Genomic DNA, 17,763 nt, shown 5'->3' with positions numbered 1-17,763 from the left:
GCTCTAAAAATTTCGATTTAATTTTTGTACGTAGTAATCTTAGTTGGTAGACCCAAAGTACGGAATTCAATAAGAAAGTCCCGATGACGTTTATAATCATCGGGACTGACTGAGTGGTTCACAAGTTTTTACTTGTACGCGACTTTTTTATCGGACAACAGGAACCAACTTTAATGTCACTGAACAACTGTTCAAAGAAAATAAAGTAAAACCTCAACCCCCTCAAATTAGCAATAGTTTCAAAGAAGGAAACAGTGAACTCTTAAAACAAGCTCGAATTAACGTTCCTAGAATGAAAATGCTATTCCGTAAGAGTCAACGGTTCAGCTTCAAGTTCAAGCTTATATTTCTGTCCGTTCCACCGTAGGATACTCACGCTCGCGTTTTCTATTTTCTTTCCTGACCATATACTGCTTATTGGCATCTGCTTAGCGGAGATCAGCATCATATTTACAATGACGGAATGCGTGACCAGAAGGATGGCCCCTCTTGGCTCTAGCAACTCACTCTGCAGGCGTTGGAGAAGCCTACTTGTACGCCGATCGACATCCTGAAATCGTTCCCCCTGAGTTGGTGCGTAATGTTCTGGTTCATGGTGGAATGTCTTAAAATCCAGGGGGTAACGTTCACTAATTTCCTGCCAAGTGAGACCTTCCCACAGCGGAATATCCATCTCCAAAAGCTCGTCAATCTTCTCAACCTTTACACTTCCGGCGACCTTTTCAGCCGTTGTGGTTGCACGAAGCCTCGGACTGGAAAATACCTTAAGCCAATTGTAATCTTTCAATTTTTCTGCTAGCATCATTGCCTGCTTCAAACCGTCATCGCTTAAAGGAGAATCGTTGCGGGACTCTAGGATACCTTTAATGTTTGCAAGACTCTCACCATGTCTAACGATAAATAATCTCAAGTCCCGTTCTGTTGCATTCAACGATACGTAACCTCCTCGTTCAATGGGTCGAATGTCAGCTCTTCAATGATATGTGGCTCCATCCAGGAATGCTCGTTCGGACTTATCGTCGAAGCAATGATTTCTCGCCAATTGAAGCAATCAACAATCGCTTGTCTGTACTTGCCGCCGCTTATTTGCTGGTCCGCATCGATAATGTGTTGCAGCACCTTGCCATAGGTCAGACTATCTGGTTTTGTACGTTTCCATGCCTCGGCCATAAGGTTGCCTAAATAGTCTCTGGCATCTATCAGACAAGCTTTGAAATTCGCCTCTTTACCTTCATAAGCTAACTTAAATTCATCTTGAATTGCTTTTGCTTCTCTTTTGTCAATATGGGTTCGATAAGCACGTTTTCCTAACTCAGCAGATATTAAATTCTGCTCTATCAGTTGAATTTGAAACACCTCAACAAGGATATCAAAAACACCTCCAGTGAAAGGTTCCGATAAGAGATGTTCTTCTCGTCTCCAAGGAGCATCCACGCTTCTTATTGTAATGTCTGACATTTTAAGGTTATTAAAGGCGAGCCGAATGGATCGGTTTTCACCAATTTCTCCAACTCGGGATAACTCGTTTTCGGAAAACAGATTGCCGTGTGAGTGCTCCAGTAACTTATCTAGAACGGTATGGAAGTGTAATGAGGCTACGATTGCTACCAGATCGCCAAATGCCTCATGATGGCCGTGATATTCCTCGGTGTCTTGGGCCATGCTAGACGGATACTTTATCACTTGGTTTTTGATAAAATGGCCCACTTCGTGAGAGAGAACATCGAAATTTTCGCAATATGGGAATCTTTGACCTGATACTTCAGCATAACCGAACTCCAAAAAATTCGAGCCTGCCTGTGCATTTTCCCATTCAATTTGAGGAATGAGCAACAATCGTTCCGTAAAATGAATCTTAAATTTAAAAAAGTCCTCCCAAATATCCAACGTCCGTCTGATGGTTGCATACATAGTTGCGGCTGAAAATTCACGCGTTCCGGGCTTTACATAATCAAAATGCCCCATTCTGTCCGGCTGAAGGGGCGGATTGCGTTTGCCAGTATACGGGGGACCTTCGCCATTACGGTAAGGCTGCTTGTCAATCGCATCAATAACATACATTTGATCGTCTTCAGGACCTGGTTTTATAGAGCCAGGGGCAGCGTTCAAATAAACGATTTCAGGCTTTTCAAATCCACTCACTCCTTTAAACTGAGGATAGATAAGAAACCTCGTTCCCTGCTCTCTTGCTTGCGCATCCAATTGTCTTGACACTAAACATTGCTCCTTTTCGTTCAAATGTTCCAGGGGATAACTCATCGAACCCCTGCCTTTAAAAGCATCCCTTATGTGATTTAATCTATGCTTTTCTCTCTGCTGTTAATTTTTAGATCCCTAATCGTCCTTTTCATCTCCCTCTTTAATGAAAACGGTCAGATGCTTTATCGAAAGATCGGTTACCATGAAGTCGGCGTTTTTGAAAAGCAAAGGGTTATGGACGGCCAATATATAGACGTAATGATTATGGAAAAATTGCTCTAAACCATAATGATGCAAGTCCCCTCTTAAAAAGGTCTTGCTATCTTTTCTTTAACCATCCTTCTTTGATTCAACTTCCATAGCACGATGATAAAGCGCGGCGAAATCATGGTACTGCTCTGTGCATGCATACATGATGAATGGCGCAGCGATGCGTACTTGCTCTAAGGCGGACACTCTTGCCGCCTTAGAGCAAGTACGCATGAGCCACTTCCCTTCTTCTGCCCTGGTTTGCTCCCTTGCTTACCGATCTGGAAGCCAGCCTCCTTGATACAGATACCACAGGCTGGATCAAACCAGTCTTTAGGGTCTTTCAACCCGCTCATGAAAAAAGGGTGCTCTGGATTGCTCCAGAACACCCTTACTAAATATGACCTTTCCCAAGGTTGAATACCTTCTTTTTCTAATTATGTTCATTTTATGAAACTTTTATACCGATATTGTATAATAATTGTAAATACAGTGAGAGGAGAGAACATGCTAAAGAATCCAATTTTTCTTATTTTGATAATTTTCTTGGCTACCCTAACAGTGCGAATTGTATATAATAATCCACCCCATTATATTTATGATTGGTTGATGGGTATATACGCCATCCGTTTGATTGGCCGGACGTTGTACGAAAAATACCAAAATAAGCATAGGACCAGTAATGTAACCGATACGATTGTAGAAGTGATTATGGTTATGATCTCATTGGGAATAATCCTATTTTTATTTATGTCACAAGAAACATGGATGCATAAGTTGCTTTTTCTAATCGGAGAATCCTATTTCCTCATTTACAGTGGCTATACTTTTAAAGAGATCATACTAAAAAATAAGGAAGTGAATTGATGAAGAATCGAACTATTAAGATTGCAGTTGTTATTGTCTTCGTACTAGCATGGGGCATTTATGGCACTTATTATTTTTTGAATTTAAATACCTCTATTCAAAAAGCTGTGTTGGATCAGGTCGATATGGATAATGTCTATCTTCAGATTATAAGAACGCAGACTAAAATTACTAATGAACCAGTCGATTATAACGTGCATGTGATGAAAAAAAGTGGAGTTAAAGTAATATTGGATCAATTATCTGGCATTGAGCTTAAAAAAACAAACGGAATGAATAACGGGGATAAAGTTCCTTTTTACTATACTATTATCATCCGCCCGAAAAGCAATCAGGATTCAACATCGAAGTATGAAATTACATTTAAGAATAATAAGTCAGTATCTATCTTTGATCAGGGAAAAAATCATAGGCAGGAATATATGATAACAAACGAATTCGACTACAATTCGCTCAAAAATTCAGTCGATAAACTCTTCCAGAAGGAGTAGTTAATTTGTATGAAAAAAGGTCGGTTATCAAACTCAACCGACCATTTAATTTAGGTTTTTTTTAATTATGTTTCGAGCGTTAAGTTTGCTATAGTGTACGCCTCAATTTCAAGCTACAATGAAGATACCAAATATGGAAGCGTTTTATATTTTTCCGGTAAGCCGGTCAATACTTGAAATAATGTATCATTGTCAGCCATTTCTTTCATGTTTGGTCAATCTTTTATGGAGGTGTAAAATGAAAAAGAAATCTTGGTTTACTTTACTGGCAACTGGAATTGTCTCTCTGTTTTTTTCGGTAAGCGTTTATGCGGGGAATGTTTTTTGGGAACCACTTAATGGTTTCAATTCGGGTGCATGGCAAAAGGCGGACGGATATTCCAATGGGAACATGTTTAATTGCACTTGGCGTGCCAATAATGTCAATTTTACGAACGATGGCAAAATGAAGCTTGGCTTAACGAGTTCTGCGTACAATAAATTTGACTGCGGAGAGTATCGATCGACGAACACTTACAGATACGGCTTATACGAGGTCAGCATGAAGCCTGCTAAAAATACAGGGATCGTATCTTCCTTTTTTACGTATACGGGACCTACTGATGGCACGCAATGGGATGAAATAGATATTGAATTTTTAGGCAAAGACACGACAAAAGTGCAATTCAACTATTATACAAACGGGGTCGGTGGTCATGAGAAGATTATCGATCTGGGCTTTGATGCATCAAAAGGCTTTCACACCTATGCATTCGATTGGCAGCCAGGGTACATTAAGTGGTATGTTGACGGGGTTCTAAAGCATACGGCAACTACAAACATACCAAGCACGCCAGGCAAGATTATGATGAATTTATGGAATGGCACTGGCGTTGACGACTGGCTAGGTTCGTATAATGGAGCGAATCCGCTATACGCTGAATATGATTGGGTAAAATACACGAGCAATTAGCCCATAGTACAAAAGCAACCCTTCAGGTATTTAATAAATCCCCAGTTTAACCCATATGTTTGCGAGTGGTTAGCATTTTCCTGCTTCAATTATTTTAAAGATACCAATACAGGAAAGGGTTCATGTAACTATACTCGCTCTGATTGAGCCAAAGCTGTCGCCTCTTGAATTTAATAAAAAAGCCCGATGATACTTGCTCATCGGGCCTTTGTTAAATACTTACTAGAAAATAATTACGGTTGCTAACTATAATATTTAGTGTGTTACCATCATTAATGTCTTTGAATCACAAAGGATATTTTTTGATCTATGGTTGTATTTCCCACCGACTAGTTCCATTATTCATAAAAGATATGAGCGATTTTAGCGCAATTTCTACCATATCACTCACTGCTTGATCCGTATAAAATGCGGTATGTGGCGTTACAATGACATTGGGGAATGCCTTTAAGATGGCCAGTTGGTGATTATTCAGGACATTCAAACGGTGATCCTCATGAAAGATGCCCAGTTCATCTTCAATCACATCTAGTCCTGCAGCCCCTACTTTTCCCGTCTCAATCCCATAAATCAGCGCTTCGGTATCGATTAGTGGTCCCCGCCCACAATTCACGATGCAGACGCCATCCTTCATTTTAGCGATGCTTTCCCGATTGATCATATGGTAGTTACTATCGAATAATGGTGCATGCAGGGTAATCACATCACTAGTGGAGAATAGCTTTTCCAGCGAAACATACTCTATCAAATTTCTTAGATTATCATTTTCGGAAATATCGTAACCTATAAGGTTACATCCGAATCCGGAAAGATTTCTGGCAACAGTAGCTCCAATTTGACCGGTACCTATAATCCCCACAGTTAAGTTTCTGATTTCTCTTCCTTGAATACCTGCCAAAGTGTAATCCTGTACGGTGCCTCGTGCTAAAATCTGTTGTGCTTTACGTTCACACATTAGAATTAACATCGTGGTAAAATCCGCGACACTATTGGGCGAGTAGGTAACATTGGAAAAGCGAATGCCATACTCTTTAGCCGCAGCTCTATCTACATAATTGTATCCAGCGCTTCTTAATGCGAGATACTTGACCCCAACCTTACTTAAAGCTTGCAAAGTTGCCCGGTCCGCTTTATTGCTCCCTTGTATCGTTACAGCCTCAGCGTCTTGCGCTTGAATTGCGGTCTCGGCATTTAACTCTTGAGTCACATATTTGATATCCAAATCAAACTCCTTCCCAAATTTTTCGAAGTATGCCGCTTCGTCAGGACGCGCTTGATAAACTACGATTTTATTCAAGGTTGAAAACTCCTTTCGGTGATTGGCCTCATCATGGAAAATGGAAATACGTTACCGGACAGCAAAATGTGAATATTTTCACATCTTACTGCCCGTATATCGTCCAACGTCAGCCGAATAGTGGAAACATTTTAAAGTGGTGTATTATAAAAAGTATGGCAACAGCAAGCTGATAACAATAACCATTATGGCTCCGCCGATCCGGTTGGCGATAGTTGCAAATGGCATCATCCCCATCCGCTCCGAAGTTGACAATACCCCGATAGCACCGGTTCCTCCCAGATTTCCTAAATTAAGACCTACGGCGATCATCGAATCTATAGGATGGAATTTCATAAGCTTGCCGACAATTAATGAACCTACGACAGAGCCGATAACCCCAAAGATGATAATGATAAAATTTGATACTGTAAAATAGGAGGACACTTGGCTCAAATCAAGCGATGCAATCCCAATCCCCGTGATCAGGAACGGTAAAAAGTTTCGAACCATAAACCCTTGCCAGTAGTCACTAGATTGGCACAAGCTATCATCCAAGAATCCAGTTGCTTTCACGATAATGACTAAAATTACAGCCCAGGCTATAAAGTTAAGCTGTGGTATGAGAGTCTGCAAAATGTTACCGGCAATTATAAAAACAACCGAAACAAACAAGCCTGTACCTAACTTCGTAATATCTTTTTTCAAATCACTCGAGACTTTAGCTTTTTCTTCAGCGGGTTGGTCTGCATTTTTGCGCACATTCTTAAGTAATTCGCCATTACCTGTTAGCGAAGGATAGCGCTTGCCAAGTTTATGCAGCAAGCCAGCGAAAATGACGCAAATCAGGTTCGAAATGTTCATGTATACAAGGAATTGCCCAGAAAAAGTTCCTGCCGGCTTGTGAAAAATTGGGCTGTAAATGGACGGAACAACAGCGATTGCACCAGAAGAGCCTCCGGTATAATTCGGCAATCCGATCATGAATAGACCCTCCAGCAGCGTTGAACCTGTTAGGAGCGATCCTAGAAATAAGAAGATGAACACAAAGGCCAGAGCACCAATAATGCACGGTAACAGCCGTAATGAGATGGAGACGAGTACCTTCCGATCCATACTGAGGATCGAACCGATGATGATTGCCGACAAAAATAAGTTGACAAAGCCCGATCCAATCAAACCAGAAATATTCGTCTGCACGTAATCCGGGATCAGGCCAAAATACACGAGTGCGGAGCCAGCGAATAACGGCAGGAGGATTGCCCCTCCCATCCAACTTCCAAAAATGGGGATGATGCCTCCAACATATGAGAACAAACCACCAGCCATCAAGAGAAATGCAATCGAACCGATAATATCTTTATTCAAATTCCCCGTATAGACCGCAAGCAAAATGATGATAGAAAAGGGAATATAGTATTTTAACGGCAACCCTGAAATCTTTATTTTTTTTAATTGAGTTATGAAATTTGACTTCGGCGGCATAGCGGTAACCCCAATTTGCTTATCCATAGTAAACTCCCATCTGATTATTGTTATAGCGCAAATTGTTTAGCTGGATGAGTGATGACCCCCATTAACGCGGATGCCGCGGCCACTGCCGGGGAAGACAAATAAATCAGCGACTTCTTGGTTCCCATTCTACCGATAAAGTTGCGATTGTTAGTGCCAAGTACCACCTCGTCGTCACTCATTAAACCATATGGTTGACCGCAGCATAATCCGCAGCAAGGATGCGAGACACTGGCACCAGCATCGATGAAGGTTTGAATATAACCGCGTTCCATCGCTTCTTTGTAAACGTTGATGGTTGCCGGGATCACAATCATTTTCAGGAAAGGAGCAATTTTTTTGCCTTCAAGAATTTTCGCTGCCGTCTCCATATCTTCAATGCTGCCGTTGGTGCAGGAACCGATATAAACCTGATTGAGTTTCGTTCCTTCGATTTCGGATATAGGATGGACATTATCCACCCCTTGTGGACACGACAATTGGGGTTCGAGCTTGCTGACATCGTAACGAAGAACTTGTTCATACTTGGCGTCTTCGTCCACCTTCAGCCAGGAAATATCATTATAGTCCATGTCATAATACTCGGCTGTTTTTTCATCTGCTTCGAATAATCCTACCTTTGCACCGGCTTCCAAAGCCATGTTGGCTATGGTGAATCGTGACTGCATACTCATGCTGCGCACGGCAGCTCCTGTGAATTCCATCGACTTGTACTGTCCGCCGTCCGATTTGATGTCACCAAGGATTCTTAGGATAATATCCTTTGCTCCGACACCCTCTTGAAATTCACCTTCAAGCACAATCTTGATGGCCGAGGGAACTTTGAGCCAAATCTCGCCCGTTGCCATAACTGCTGCCATTTCGGTATGTCCAATGCCAGTACAGAAACAGCCCGCCCCGCCATAGGTCGTTGTGTGGCTATCTGTCGCTACGACGATTTCACCTGGTCTTGCGTATCTCAGCTCATGCATCAGAGAATGGCAGATTCCCTCGCCCTTATGAACGTTTTTAATTTGGAATTTTTCGGCCAACTCAAGTCCATCCACAAAATGAGCAGGATCGGTATCAGCTTGGTTGGTCGGCATCAGATGGTCAAAGATAATTACTCCGCGATCCGGATAGATCGCTTGGGTCACATGCATATCCTTTAAAGCGCGCTTTAGGAACGAAGTATAAATATCATGGATCATATATCGATCAGGCCGAGCGATTACAATATCGCCTGGGGCCAGACTTTGTTCTCCCGTATTTTTCATTAATAGTTTTTCAGCCAGTGTATATCCCATTGCTTGTTATCTCCCTTCTACTTCAGCTTTTTCCATTCGTTTAATGATATTGGAGATTAGTCCTCCATCTTGAATAATTTCAAACAAGTTCTCGGGCACCTTGGGAATGCTGAAGCTCTTGCCGTTGACTGTAACTGACTGGTTCACTTCGACAGTCAGGATGTCCCCTTCTTCGCAGTGCTCAGGTATTTCTGCATTTTCAATCAGCAGCATTCCGTTATTGATCGCATTCCTAAAGAAAATGCGGGCAAAGGATTTAGCGATGATGCAGTAAACGCCATGTACATTAATCGCTTCGGCGGCCATTTCCCGTGATGATCCGCAGCCAAAATTTTTACCAGCTACAATAATGTCTCCTGGTTGTACCTGGGATGCAAATTCGGGGCGAAGTGTTTCAAGACAGTGCGAACCCATTTCCTTTTTATCGAGAATAACTCCGTGTCGGCCTGCAATAATAGTATCTGTATCAACATCGTCCGGGAGTTTCCATATCTTACCGCTAAATTTTTTTTCCATAAAAATCTTCTCATCCCTTCGTATTTAATGTAATACAGCCCTTCAACGCGGAGTTGGCCACGGACTCTGCGGAAGCCAGGTAAACCAGCGAGTCCTTTGAGCCGTTGCATCCCTTGTAATTCCAGCAACTAGCAGATAGCATCGTTTCGCCTTCAGCGATAACACCTTTTGAGGTTGTCACACAGCTGGCGCAGCCTGTGCTCAGGATTTGCGCACCGCTATCGATAAAAGTTTGAATCAACCCTTCTGAAATAGCCTGCTTGTAAACTTCATTAGTTTGTGGTCCAATCGATAACCGCATATTAATTGGAATCCGTTTTTCTTTCAGAATCGCTGCGGCTATTCTCAAATCCTCAATACTGCCTCCTGTGCATCCGCCGATGAAACAAGCCGACAGTGGAGTGCCTTCCAATTCAGCCGTAGGTTGCGATTGATGGATCGCCCCCGGCAGAGCAACCATCGACTGCACATCTCCTAGATCATAGCTTTCTTGGCCCGGTCCTTGATAATCTGTTTGAAGAAAAGCTGTCACAGCACCGCTTCTCGAAGCCAATTGGCAAAGATCTGTTGTTTCTTTCGGGGATAAGGAATTTAAGCCCTTGCCATAAAATTCGATAGCTTTGCCGGCGTATTTAAGCTCTTCTGATGCTAAAAAAGAGATTAAGAAATCTTTAATGGACGCTTCTGGTTTGAGTTGACCCTTAAGTTCAATGTACACGGTTTCCGGAACCACTAGATTCATCTTGCCGCTGGCACACACTTGAAGCAATTCGGATGGATTCACATGTAAACCAAGAGCCTGCTCTACACCGAAAATGCTGTTGTGCTTGCCTGGCGAAATAATGATGTCACCAGGTTTTACATATTGATCCAGCAGAATGTGATATCCGATGCCTTGGGCTTGGACAAATTTCAGTTCGTGCTTGCGAGCAAACTGGATGAGTTTCTTCTGTATTTCAGCCGATATGAAATTCCCAGCGGGAGTATCGAAATAGAGCATTACGATCACCCGCTCAGGTGCTTCAAGCCGCTTTATATTTTCTAATTCATTTACAATTTCTAATGGTAAACTGTCACTTAAAACAATATAGTTCGGTTCAATAACTGTGGTTGCTCCGGACTTTTCGTTCAAAATGGATTCGATCATCGTCATATCAAACCAGCTCCTTCCCTATTTCCCTTATCTTTTCGGATATGATAGACCCCATTTCGCTTGTCCCAATCCGTTTACTTCCTGGTAAGCAGATGTCCTTTGTTGCGTATTTTTCATTTAATACCTGTCTAACTGCTTTCTCAATGGTCTGGCTCTCTTTTTCCAAACCGAAAGCAAACCGCAACATCATCGCGCCAGATAAAATAGAACCGATCGGATTGGCGATATCTCCGCCTATAATGGAATAATCCTTATTGTGTATTTGGTTAGGTGTAAACAAACCTTTGCCTTGGTGATTGAGCTCTGCTGACGGAAGTACATTCGGTGTTCCTGCCAATGCCGATATTTCATCCGAAAGGATATCTCCGAACATACCAGACGTTAGAATGACGTCATAGTTATGAGGATTGGTAATGACCTGCGCAGCGGCATCATCAATATACTGATTCACCAGACTGACATCCGGATAATCTGCGCTAACCTCCTGTACAACCTCACGCCACAATTTCGAACTCTCCAAGATGACCGCCTTATCCAAACTTGTGACCTTCTTGCTGCGCCCACGAGCAATTTCAAACGCGGCGCATGCATTCGCTTTGATAATTTCTTCATTATAGTACTCTGTATCGAATGCTTCTTTGCCATGATCCCCGATTCCCCGGTATCTTTTGGACATGAGCATGCCCCCAGCCAGATCACGAAGCATAAGAATATTAAACCCCTCGCCAATGATACCGTTCTTCAGAGGGCTCAAATCCGCCAATGATTTATACACGGAGATGGGTCTAATATTTATTGTAAGCTGTAGCTTTTTCCTAAGTAGAGAAAGAACATAGCTAGGACGCTTCTCTTGCGGTAATTCCGGATAGTGGTCTAGCCAAAGGCTGCCTAATAATATCGCGTCGCTTTCTTGACATTGTCTTAGGCTCTTATCAGGAAGGGGTTCGCCGTACTTTTGAACGGCCTCGGTTCCAGCTTCACATCTTTCAAAATGAAACGTATGATGAAATACGTTGCCGACTTCATTCATCACTTTGATCGCTTGATCAACGATTTCTTGACCGATACCATCTCCATAAATAACCGAGATATTGTATGCCATCTACCTCATCTTCTCTTTTTGATATTACGGAATAATACTTTTAATCCTCCAAAGCATTCACCGTTATATTCCTTGGATTTGTTGAAGCATATAAATAATTACGTTTAGTACAACGTTGTACTAAAAAATCAACATGAATCACTATTCAATACACACAAGGTATTCACTATTCTCCTTTCTAAGGATTCGGCCGAATTTTAGAATTAAGTTTTAGTACAACGTTTTAGTATAACGTTGTACTTATTGACAGACTCATTTTATATCAATAAAATGAGCAAATCAAGGTTATGTTCTACTTTTCACAATTGTTCACATTTACTGAGAATTAGATTATGATTATATTTAAGGAAAGTATGACCAATTATTTATTAGATTGGAGACCTTTAGATGGTTACACTGAAGGATGTTGCTAAATTGGCTGAGGTATCCGTTTCGACGGTTTCCATTGTCATTAACGGCAAAACCAAGGAACGGAATATTCCCTTGAAAACCTACAATAAAGTCATGAAAGCCATAGATGAATTAGGTTATCAGCCGAATGTTAGTGCAAGACGTTTACGCAATTTAGATCGGGCCAAGCCGATCATTGCCTTATATTGGACATTAGATGCCCGGACGAACATGCTCACGGCACTGTTGGCGGGGATTCAATCCGAAATAGAAAAAAAACAATTTGATTTCGAGCTTGTTATACGTATTTATACGAATGATCAAATCGCAAAAGACGCTAAAGAGATCATGAACAATACGTATAATGGAATTATTATAGGTGCTACTTCCGAGGCGGATCTTGCGTATTTGGAGTCATTGTCGCCCCGCATGCCGATCGTTTTGATTAATCGCCAATCCAAAAAATTCTCCACAGTTTATGTTGACTCCGGCGAAGTTGCAATAGAGGCAGTTTCTTTGCTTACTAAACAGTCGGTACAACAAATCGGAGTGGTGGCAGTGGAAAGTCCTTATGTTGCTTCCAACCAGCGTATAAACGCGTTTCTTGAAGAATGCAGGAAGCAGCATATTTCGGTTGATCAACCACATATTATGATGGCACCAAATACGCTTGCCGGTGGAGTTGCAGCGGCCGGGAGATATCTCCAAATGACGGATAGGCCTAAAACTATATTCTGTGAATCGGATACCATTGTTCTAGGAATGACCCATGAATTTAACCGTTTGAATATTAGAATCCCTGAGGAAGTTGCTATTATATCGATCGGGATGACCGGACCGGATGCTACCCAATATTCTACACCGCCCATTACGGCCATCGATATACCATCCGAGAAAATAGCCGCAGCAGCTATATCTATACTTTATAAATCGTTATCCAAGAAGAACCTACATGAACGGATGTTGCCTGTTCATCAAAAAATAGCTCCAACAACTTATATTCGAGCGTCATTTCCGTTACCGCCGGATGATGTACTTTCCGCGGATATAAAAGGTTGATCATATGCCCGTTCCTGGATTTTTGCAATCTTCACTTTACTTTCATGGAAATGAAGTGCCTGCCTCTTTAAAATAGATGGAGCAGGCACTTTTTCGTGAACATCTTTCATGGTGCTCCCCTTGCCCGCTTCGCTTTCAACAGAGATTTCACAGTCCACATATCTATCACTCGCTTCACTTCCAGATTGATACCACAGCCAGTATCCGAAACCTTCACTACAGCAAATCCTTCTTCTATTTTCAGTCTAATAGTCACCTTAACGTTTGGCTCGCTAAACTTTATGGCATTAGAAAAGAGATTGTTCCACACTAAAGCCACTCGATCTTCCAGTTGGGCAATTCGGTAGTAATCGTTTAATTCTTCTAACGCCCCGTTAGTTGAATAAGAGCACAACTTGTGATTTATTAGGAGGGTAGGAATTGATGTATCAGCAGAACAACTTTCACACATAAGAATTATTGGAGGAATTTATGGATAATAAAAGGTATTTTTCAATTGGGGAAGTTTCCAGATTAAAAAATGTTACGTTAAAAGCCTTACGTTATTATCATAATATTGGTTTGTTAATACCTGCATACACTAATCCCGATAACGGTTATCGCTATTATACAGTTAATCAATTTATCTATCTGGATATTATAAAAATTTGTAAGCAAAGTAATGTAAGTGTTAAAGAAATTAAAGCCTTATTTGCTAAAGCCGATACTAATTACCTTAAACTTTACTTAGAACAGAAAAATGAAGAAATTCATAAAGAAATAAAGAAATTAGAGCAACTTAATAAACAAATAGAAATATTAAAGGCAGCTATCCATTCATCTGAAGATGAACTTATGAACAATGGATTTAATATTCAGACATTTGAAGACAGATACTTTTTAAGTTTACCTACACCAGGTGGAGAACTTAATGAGATAAAGTCATTCGATAAATTAGATGAGAAATTAGGCGAATTCGCAACTCATACGTTTCAGTATGGATTAATTTATTCATGTCAGTATGATAATTGGAAAATCAGTGATGTATTTCGTAGTTTGTATTCATAAATAAAATTTGTATTTTCGAGTTTACCGTTAGGTAGATTAAATACAGTTACTTCTTCATCAAGACGAACAAATCCATTATGGTCATAAAATCCATAGTTACTCATTGTATCTGTATACACATAAATTTTATTTGTTTTTGTATTTCTTAAATAAGAGATGAACTCATTAAATAATTTTTTCCCTACCTTTTTTCCTCTAGCTTCTTCAGAAACAGCAAAGAATTCTAAGCAACCCTGAAACTCATCTTCTTTTCCTCTAATTAACTTGCTGTATGCCTCATTAGTCATAGAGGTGAGTTCAACAAATACTTTTCGTTCTATGTCATTTAGATTTAAGAGTTGTAGCAATTCACTTGTATAATCTTCTTGTAGCAATCTATAAGATGTTATTTCACCAACTCTTGAACCAAAAATTACACCAATGACTTCTCCATCTAATGTAGCTACTCTTCCAAAAGTACTTTTATTTAATATTGGACTGATGAACATCATTGTAACTGCTGCATTTATTATGCCGTCATCCTCTATAAAATCCTTTGCGTTCCAGGTATCTGCAATAATCGCTTTAATACGTTCTATATCCTCTTTTCTAATGTCTCTAATATCTAAGTTCATTTTGACTTCCTCCTTTTAATTGATTAGCTTACAAATTGAGTTTAATGTCTCCCCTAATGGGGAGAGTCAAGTATTTATTGTAATGCTATTTTCAACTAGCCGTTTATTGAATAAAAAAGCTTTCCTTATTTCAGGAAAGCCGCCGTTAGTATAATAAAGATGTAAATCCCATATATCCGTCATCCTTCATCTCTCCCTCCAGGGCTCACTTACAAGGATAGACGGCTAATAGTCATGTCAAATTGGGAAGAACCAGAAATTGCCGGACTCTATCATAAGGAGTCCGGCAATTTCTGGTGAAACAATAAAATATCCGAGTATCAATAATTGAATACAATTCAGTCAAGAATATATTCAACTCTTCAATAGTCATAACGTATTTACATTCCAATTGAATTTGCCTTTTGAAAATAACTCCGTAGCTAACGATGTCAGTTAAAGCTTCTTCTAAAGCCTTCTATGGAATGCGGAGAAGCTCCGCTTCCTAAACCTCTTATTTCAGATATCTGTATTTCTTCCTGTAGTCTTCGTGTGCCTTTTGTTGTTCTTCTGGTGTCATAGTCAAAAATTCAAACTCGTCTGCAACGATCGGCAATTACTTCTTTTCGTTTTTCGGGTATTCGGATTTTATGGTGGAATTATCTCTGTTTAAATGGTTTGATTCTTAGTATCCCAAAGGTAAACTACGATTTCTGTTGTGTTTTGTCGATTTTCCAATAAATTGAAATAGTTACTCAGCGGCACTTGACGTCAGATTCCTGTGGTGGATTTTTCCCTATCATTTGGAAAAAAACACCCGGCAGGATGTATACCGAGAGAAATACGGCATACACCCAAGCCGGGTAAGGGATTAGAAAATAATATCAATGGCCTCTAGCACATCTTGCTCCTGTTCGGATTGCCCGTTCAGGGAAATATCCTTCAACAGCACCGAAGGCTGTTCGCAAATTTGGGTGATGATCACGAGCAGGTCCTGAGCGAAATTGTCGATCAGATTGCGCGTAAACAACTTGGTGGCATATTCAAACTGCCCGTTCATTCCCTCATCCAGCAACGAAATGACCAAGGTAAGATCAAATTGGGAAACCGTATGAGTTTCCGGATAAGATTCGATCTTGATATCCCCGAAGCTTTGAACGTTATCTTCCTTGGTTTCCAGAACAAACATGACATCGAATACAGGATTGCGGCTTTGATCTCGCGGCGCCTGCAGCTTTTTCACAAGCTCCTCGAACGGATAATCCTGGTGGTCGTAGGCCCCCAGCATCGTTTCTTTGACTTCGTTCAAGTAAGCGAGGAACGTCTTCTCCCCGGACGGATAATGGCGAATCGCCAAAGTGTTGACAAACATTCCGATGAGCGGCTCCAGGTCGGCATGTGTGCGGCCCGAAACCGGCGTGCCTACAATGAAGTCTTCTTGTCCCGAGTACTTGCTGAGCAGGATTGAATAGGCCGCCAATAACACCATATAAAGGGTGGCACCGTTCTCATCGGCGATGCGCTGCAAGCTGTCGGTCATCTGCTTGTCGATGCTGAAAGGCAACACATCTCCCTCAAAGCTGCGAGCGGCAGGTCTGACAAAGTCCGTAGGCAGTTCAAGCGTCGGCAGTTCGCCTTCCAGCACGTCCAGCCAGTAGGCTTCCTGACGTTTCAGCCGCTCTTTTACAGGTTCGGACTGCTGCCAAGCGGCGAATTCCTTGTATTGAATCCGAAGCGGTTCCAGAGTCTCGCCGTTATACAGGCGCAGCAGCTCTTCGACGAAGATGCCCATCGACATGCCATCCGTGACGATATGATGAATGTCCAGCATGAGCAGATGCCGTTCCGCTTCCCATTCGACTAAGCCCACACGCAGCAGCGGCGGCCGCTCCAAATCAAAGACGCGCACAAAGCCGTCTACGATGCTCTTCGTTTCACTTTCCGTCGCTTTCGTATACTCGACGGCAAACTTCAAGTCCGGATAAATCCGTTGTACCGGTTCGCCGTCGACCATTTCGAAGCCGGTTCGCAAAATTTCGTGACGAGCTATCAATCCTTTGAGCGCCGCCTCGAATTGATTCCGTTCCAAGCGCCCGACGAGAACCGTCATGCCGGACATGTTGTAGCTAAGCTCGGCGCCTTCCATCTGCTGCTGGATGTACAGCCGTTTTTGCACGGAGGAAAGCGGATAGTAATCCCTCTTATCCAGAACCGGAATGGAGAGGTGTTCCTGCCGCTCCAATTGGCTGATCGCTTCGGCCATCGCTTCGATGGTCGAGTGCCGGAACACATCGCGCAGCGGCAGGTCCACGCTCAGCTCCTTGTGCACCTTGCTGACCAGCGTCGTCGCCCGCATGGAGTGCCCGCCGAGGTCGAAGAAGTTGTCCGTCACGCCAATCGTGACCGGCCCGAGCACGTCCTGCCAGATGGCGACCAGTTTCGCCTCCAGTTTGGTGCGCGGCGCCACGTATTCGCGGCCTGCGCTTGCTCCCCCTTCCGGCGCCGGCAGCGCCTTCCGGTCGATCTTTCCGTTCGGCGTCAGAGGCAGGCGCTCCAGCTCCACGAAGTACGACGGGATCATGTACCCCGGCAGCTCGCTGGCAATCGCCCGCTTCAGGTCCGCCGCCGTCAAGCCTTCTTCCGCTGTATAATAAGCGCACAAAGCTTTCTGACCTTCTTGATCTTCCCTGACGACGACGACCGCTTCCTTCACGCCACCTACACTCAGCAGCTTCGCTTCGACTTCGCCCGTCTCAATCCGGTACCCCCGGATTTTCGCCTGGTTGTCGATCCGGCCGATGAAGTCCACGTTCCCGTCTTCCATCCACCGCGCCAAGTCTCCCGTGCGATACAGCCGCTCGCCCGCGGCGAACGGGCTGTCTACGAACTTCTCTTCTGTCAGCTCCGAACGGTTCAAGTACCCGCGCGCTACTCCGACTCCGCCGATGACCAGCTCGCCCAGCACCCCGACCGGCACCGGATTCAGATGCGCATCCACGATGTAGAATTTCGCATTCAGCCACGCTTTGCCGATCGGCACATGGCCTGTCTGCGGCAGCTTCGTCAGCGGC

Annotated in this window: 16 protein-coding genes and 1 pseudogene; 5 read left to right on the top strand and 12 right to left on the bottom strand. The window is 42.6% G+C overall.

What is annotated here, in order from left to right; translation table 11 throughout:
- Nucleotides 1-301 precede the first annotated feature (301 nt).
- Nucleotides 302-931, bottom strand: a complete 630-nt coding sequence (locus AC5ELV_RS19535; RefSeq protein ID WP_493431499.1) for a histidine phosphatase family protein — start codon at nucleotides 929-931, stop codon at nucleotides 302-304.
- The gene (locus tag AC5ELV_RS19530; protein WP_493431498.1) at nucleotides 928-2,214 is read right to left on the bottom strand and encodes a gluzincin family metallopeptidase; all 1,287 of its coding nucleotides are present in this window, start codon (nucleotides 2,212-2,214) and stop codon (nucleotides 928-930) included. Before AC5ELV_RS19530 ends, AC5ELV_RS19535 begins: the two co-directional genes overlap by 4 nt.
- Nucleotides 2,215-2,340: 126 nt before the next feature.
- Here AC5ELV_RS19530 and AC5ELV_RS19525 point away from each other — a divergent pair.
- Nucleotides 2,341-2,481, top strand: a pseudogene (locus AC5ELV_RS19525) (GNAT family N-acetyltransferase); the annotation flags it as partial.
- Between the two features lie 48 nt (nucleotides 2,482-2,529).
- On the opposite strand, the gene AC5ELV_RS19520 reads toward AC5ELV_RS19525, so the two are convergent.
- Nucleotides 2,530-2,682 carry a hypothetical protein gene (locus AC5ELV_RS19520; protein WP_493431497.1) on the bottom strand — a complete coding sequence of 51 codons (153 nt, stop codon included), beginning with the start codon at nucleotides 2,680-2,682 and terminating at the stop codon, nucleotides 2,530-2,532.
- A 632-nt stretch (nucleotides 2,683-3,314) separates the two neighbouring features.
- On the opposite strand from AC5ELV_RS19520, the gene AC5ELV_RS19515 reads away from it, so the two are divergent.
- Both AC5ELV_RS19515 and bglS read left to right on the top strand, forming a co-directional pair.
- On the top strand, nucleotides 3,315-3,806 hold the full coding sequence (locus AC5ELV_RS19515) for a hypothetical protein (protein WP_493431496.1): 492 nt from the start codon (nucleotides 3,315-3,317) through the stop codon (nucleotides 3,804-3,806).
- 238 nt (nucleotides 3,807-4,044) lie between these two features.
- Nucleotides 4,045-4,758, top strand: a complete 714-nt coding sequence (gene bglS, locus AC5ELV_RS19510; RefSeq protein ID WP_493431495.1) for a beta-glucanase — start codon at nucleotides 4,045-4,047, stop codon at nucleotides 4,756-4,758.
- A 307-nt stretch (nucleotides 4,759-5,065) separates the two neighbouring features.
- Here bglS and AC5ELV_RS19505 read toward each other — a convergent pair whose 3' ends face one another.
- From AC5ELV_RS19505 to leuB, 6 genes are all read right to left on the bottom strand, one after another.
- On the bottom strand, nucleotides 5,066-6,055 hold the full coding sequence (locus tag AC5ELV_RS19505) for a D-isomer specific 2-hydroxyacid dehydrogenase family protein (RefSeq protein ID WP_493431494.1): 990 nt from the start codon (nucleotides 6,053-6,055) through the stop codon (nucleotides 5,066-5,068).
- 144 nt (nucleotides 6,056-6,199) lie between these two features.
- On the bottom strand, nucleotides 6,200-7,546 hold the full coding sequence (locus tag AC5ELV_RS19500; RefSeq protein WP_493431493.1) for a 2-hydroxycarboxylate transporter family protein: 1,347 nt from the start codon (nucleotides 7,544-7,546) through the stop codon (nucleotides 6,200-6,202).
- A gap of 23 nt (nucleotides 7,547-7,569) precedes the next feature.
- The gene (locus AC5ELV_RS19495) at nucleotides 7,570-8,832 is read right to left on the bottom strand and encodes an aconitase/3-isopropylmalate dehydratase large subunit family protein (protein WP_493431492.1); all 1,263 of its coding nucleotides are present in this window, start codon (nucleotides 8,830-8,832) and stop codon (nucleotides 7,570-7,572) included.
- Between the two features lie 6 nt (nucleotides 8,833-8,838).
- A complete protein-coding gene (locus AC5ELV_RS19490) occupies nucleotides 8,839-9,348 on the bottom strand; it encodes a LeuD/DmdB family oxidoreductase small subunit (protein WP_493431491.1) in 510 nt (169 codons plus the stop codon).
- 10 nt (nucleotides 9,349-9,358) lie between these two features.
- Complete coding sequence (locus AC5ELV_RS19485) at nucleotides 9,359-10,501, bottom strand: aconitase family protein (protein WP_493431490.1); 1,143 nt, start codon at nucleotides 10,499-10,501, stop codon at nucleotides 9,359-9,361.
- 1 nt (nucleotide 10,502) lies between these two features.
- Nucleotides 10,503-11,603: a 3-isopropylmalate dehydrogenase gene (leuB, locus tag AC5ELV_RS19480; RefSeq protein WP_493431489.1), complete on the bottom strand. Its 1,101-nt coding sequence runs from the start codon at nucleotides 11,601-11,603 to the stop codon at nucleotides 10,503-10,505.
- Between the two features lie 387 nt (nucleotides 11,604-11,990).
- Here leuB and AC5ELV_RS19475 point away from each other — a divergent pair, with 387 nt between their 5' ends.
- Nucleotides 11,991-13,052: a LacI family DNA-binding transcriptional regulator gene (locus AC5ELV_RS19475; RefSeq protein WP_493431488.1), complete on the top strand. Its 1,062-nt coding sequence runs from the start codon at nucleotides 11,991-11,993 to the stop codon at nucleotides 13,050-13,052.
- A 106-nt stretch (nucleotides 13,053-13,158) separates the two neighbouring features.
- Here the strand turns inward: AC5ELV_RS19475 and AC5ELV_RS19470 are convergent, their stop codons facing one another.
- Nucleotides 13,159-13,371, bottom strand: coding sequence for an ATP-binding protein (locus AC5ELV_RS19470; RefSeq protein WP_493431487.1), 213 nt, complete (start codon nucleotides 13,369-13,371; stop codon nucleotides 13,159-13,161).
- Between the two features lie 152 nt (nucleotides 13,372-13,523).
- On the opposite strand from AC5ELV_RS19470, the gene AC5ELV_RS19465 reads away from it, so the two are divergent.
- Complete coding sequence (locus tag AC5ELV_RS19465) at nucleotides 13,524-14,099, top strand: MerR family transcriptional regulator (protein WP_493431486.1); 576 nt, start codon at nucleotides 13,524-13,526, stop codon at nucleotides 14,097-14,099.
- Here AC5ELV_RS19465 and AC5ELV_RS19460 read toward each other — a convergent pair.
- Nucleotides 14,048-14,713: a GNAT family N-acetyltransferase gene (locus tag AC5ELV_RS19460; protein WP_493431485.1), complete on the bottom strand. Its 666-nt coding sequence runs from the start codon at nucleotides 14,711-14,713 to the stop codon at nucleotides 14,048-14,050. The genes AC5ELV_RS19465 and AC5ELV_RS19460 overlap by 52 nt on opposite strands.
- 850 nt (nucleotides 14,714-15,563) lie before the next feature.
- On the bottom strand, nucleotides 15,564-17,763 hold a 2,200-nt coding region (locus AC5ELV_RS19455; RefSeq protein WP_493431484.1), incomplete at its 5' end, for a condensation domain-containing protein.

Source organism: Paenibacillus sp. NMA1017, assembly GCF_058895805.1.
This window is presented reverse-complemented; position numbering and strand designations above follow the sequence as displayed.

Bases quoted from the DNA above. Each gene is read 5' to 3' on its own strand.
- AC5ELV_RS19495 (WP_493431492.1), bottom strand. From the start codon at position 8,832: ATGGGATATACACTGGCTGAAAAACTATTAATGAAAAATACGGGAGAA.
- AC5ELV_RS19515 (WP_493431496.1), top strand. From the start codon at position 3,315: ATGAAGAATCGAACTATTAAGATTGCAGTTGTTATTGTCTTCGTACTA.
- AC5ELV_RS19465 (WP_493431486.1), top strand. From the start codon at position 13,524: ATGGATAATAAAAGGTATTTTTCAATTGGGGAAGTTTCCAGATTAAAA.
- AC5ELV_RS19500 (WP_493431493.1), bottom strand. From the start codon at position 7,546: ATGGATAAGCAAATTGGGGTTACCGCTATGCCGCCGAAGTCAAATTTC.
- AC5ELV_RS19475 (WP_493431488.1), top strand. From the start codon at position 11,991: ATGGTTACACTGAAGGATGTTGCTAAATTGGCTGAGGTATCCGTTTCG.
- AC5ELV_RS19485 (WP_493431490.1), bottom strand. From the start codon at position 10,501: ATGACGATGATCGAATCCATTTTGAACGAAAAGTCCGGAGCAACCACA.
- AC5ELV_RS19460 (WP_493431485.1), bottom strand. From the start codon at position 14,713: ATGAACTTAGATATTAGAGACATTAGAAAAGAGGATATAGAACGTATT.
- AC5ELV_RS19520 (WP_493431497.1), bottom strand. From the start codon at position 2,682: ATGCGTACTTGCTCTAAGGCGGCAAGAGTGTCCGCCTTAGAGCAAGTA.
- bglS (WP_493431495.1), top strand. From the start codon at position 4,045: ATGAAAAAGAAATCTTGGTTTACTTTACTGGCAACTGGAATTGTCTCT.
- AC5ELV_RS19490 (WP_493431491.1), bottom strand. From the start codon at position 9,348: ATGGAAAAAAAATTTAGCGGTAAGATATGGAAACTCCCGGACGATGTT.
- leuB (WP_493431489.1), bottom strand. From the start codon at position 11,603: ATGGCATACAATATCTCGGTTATTTATGGAGATGGTATCGGTCAAGAA.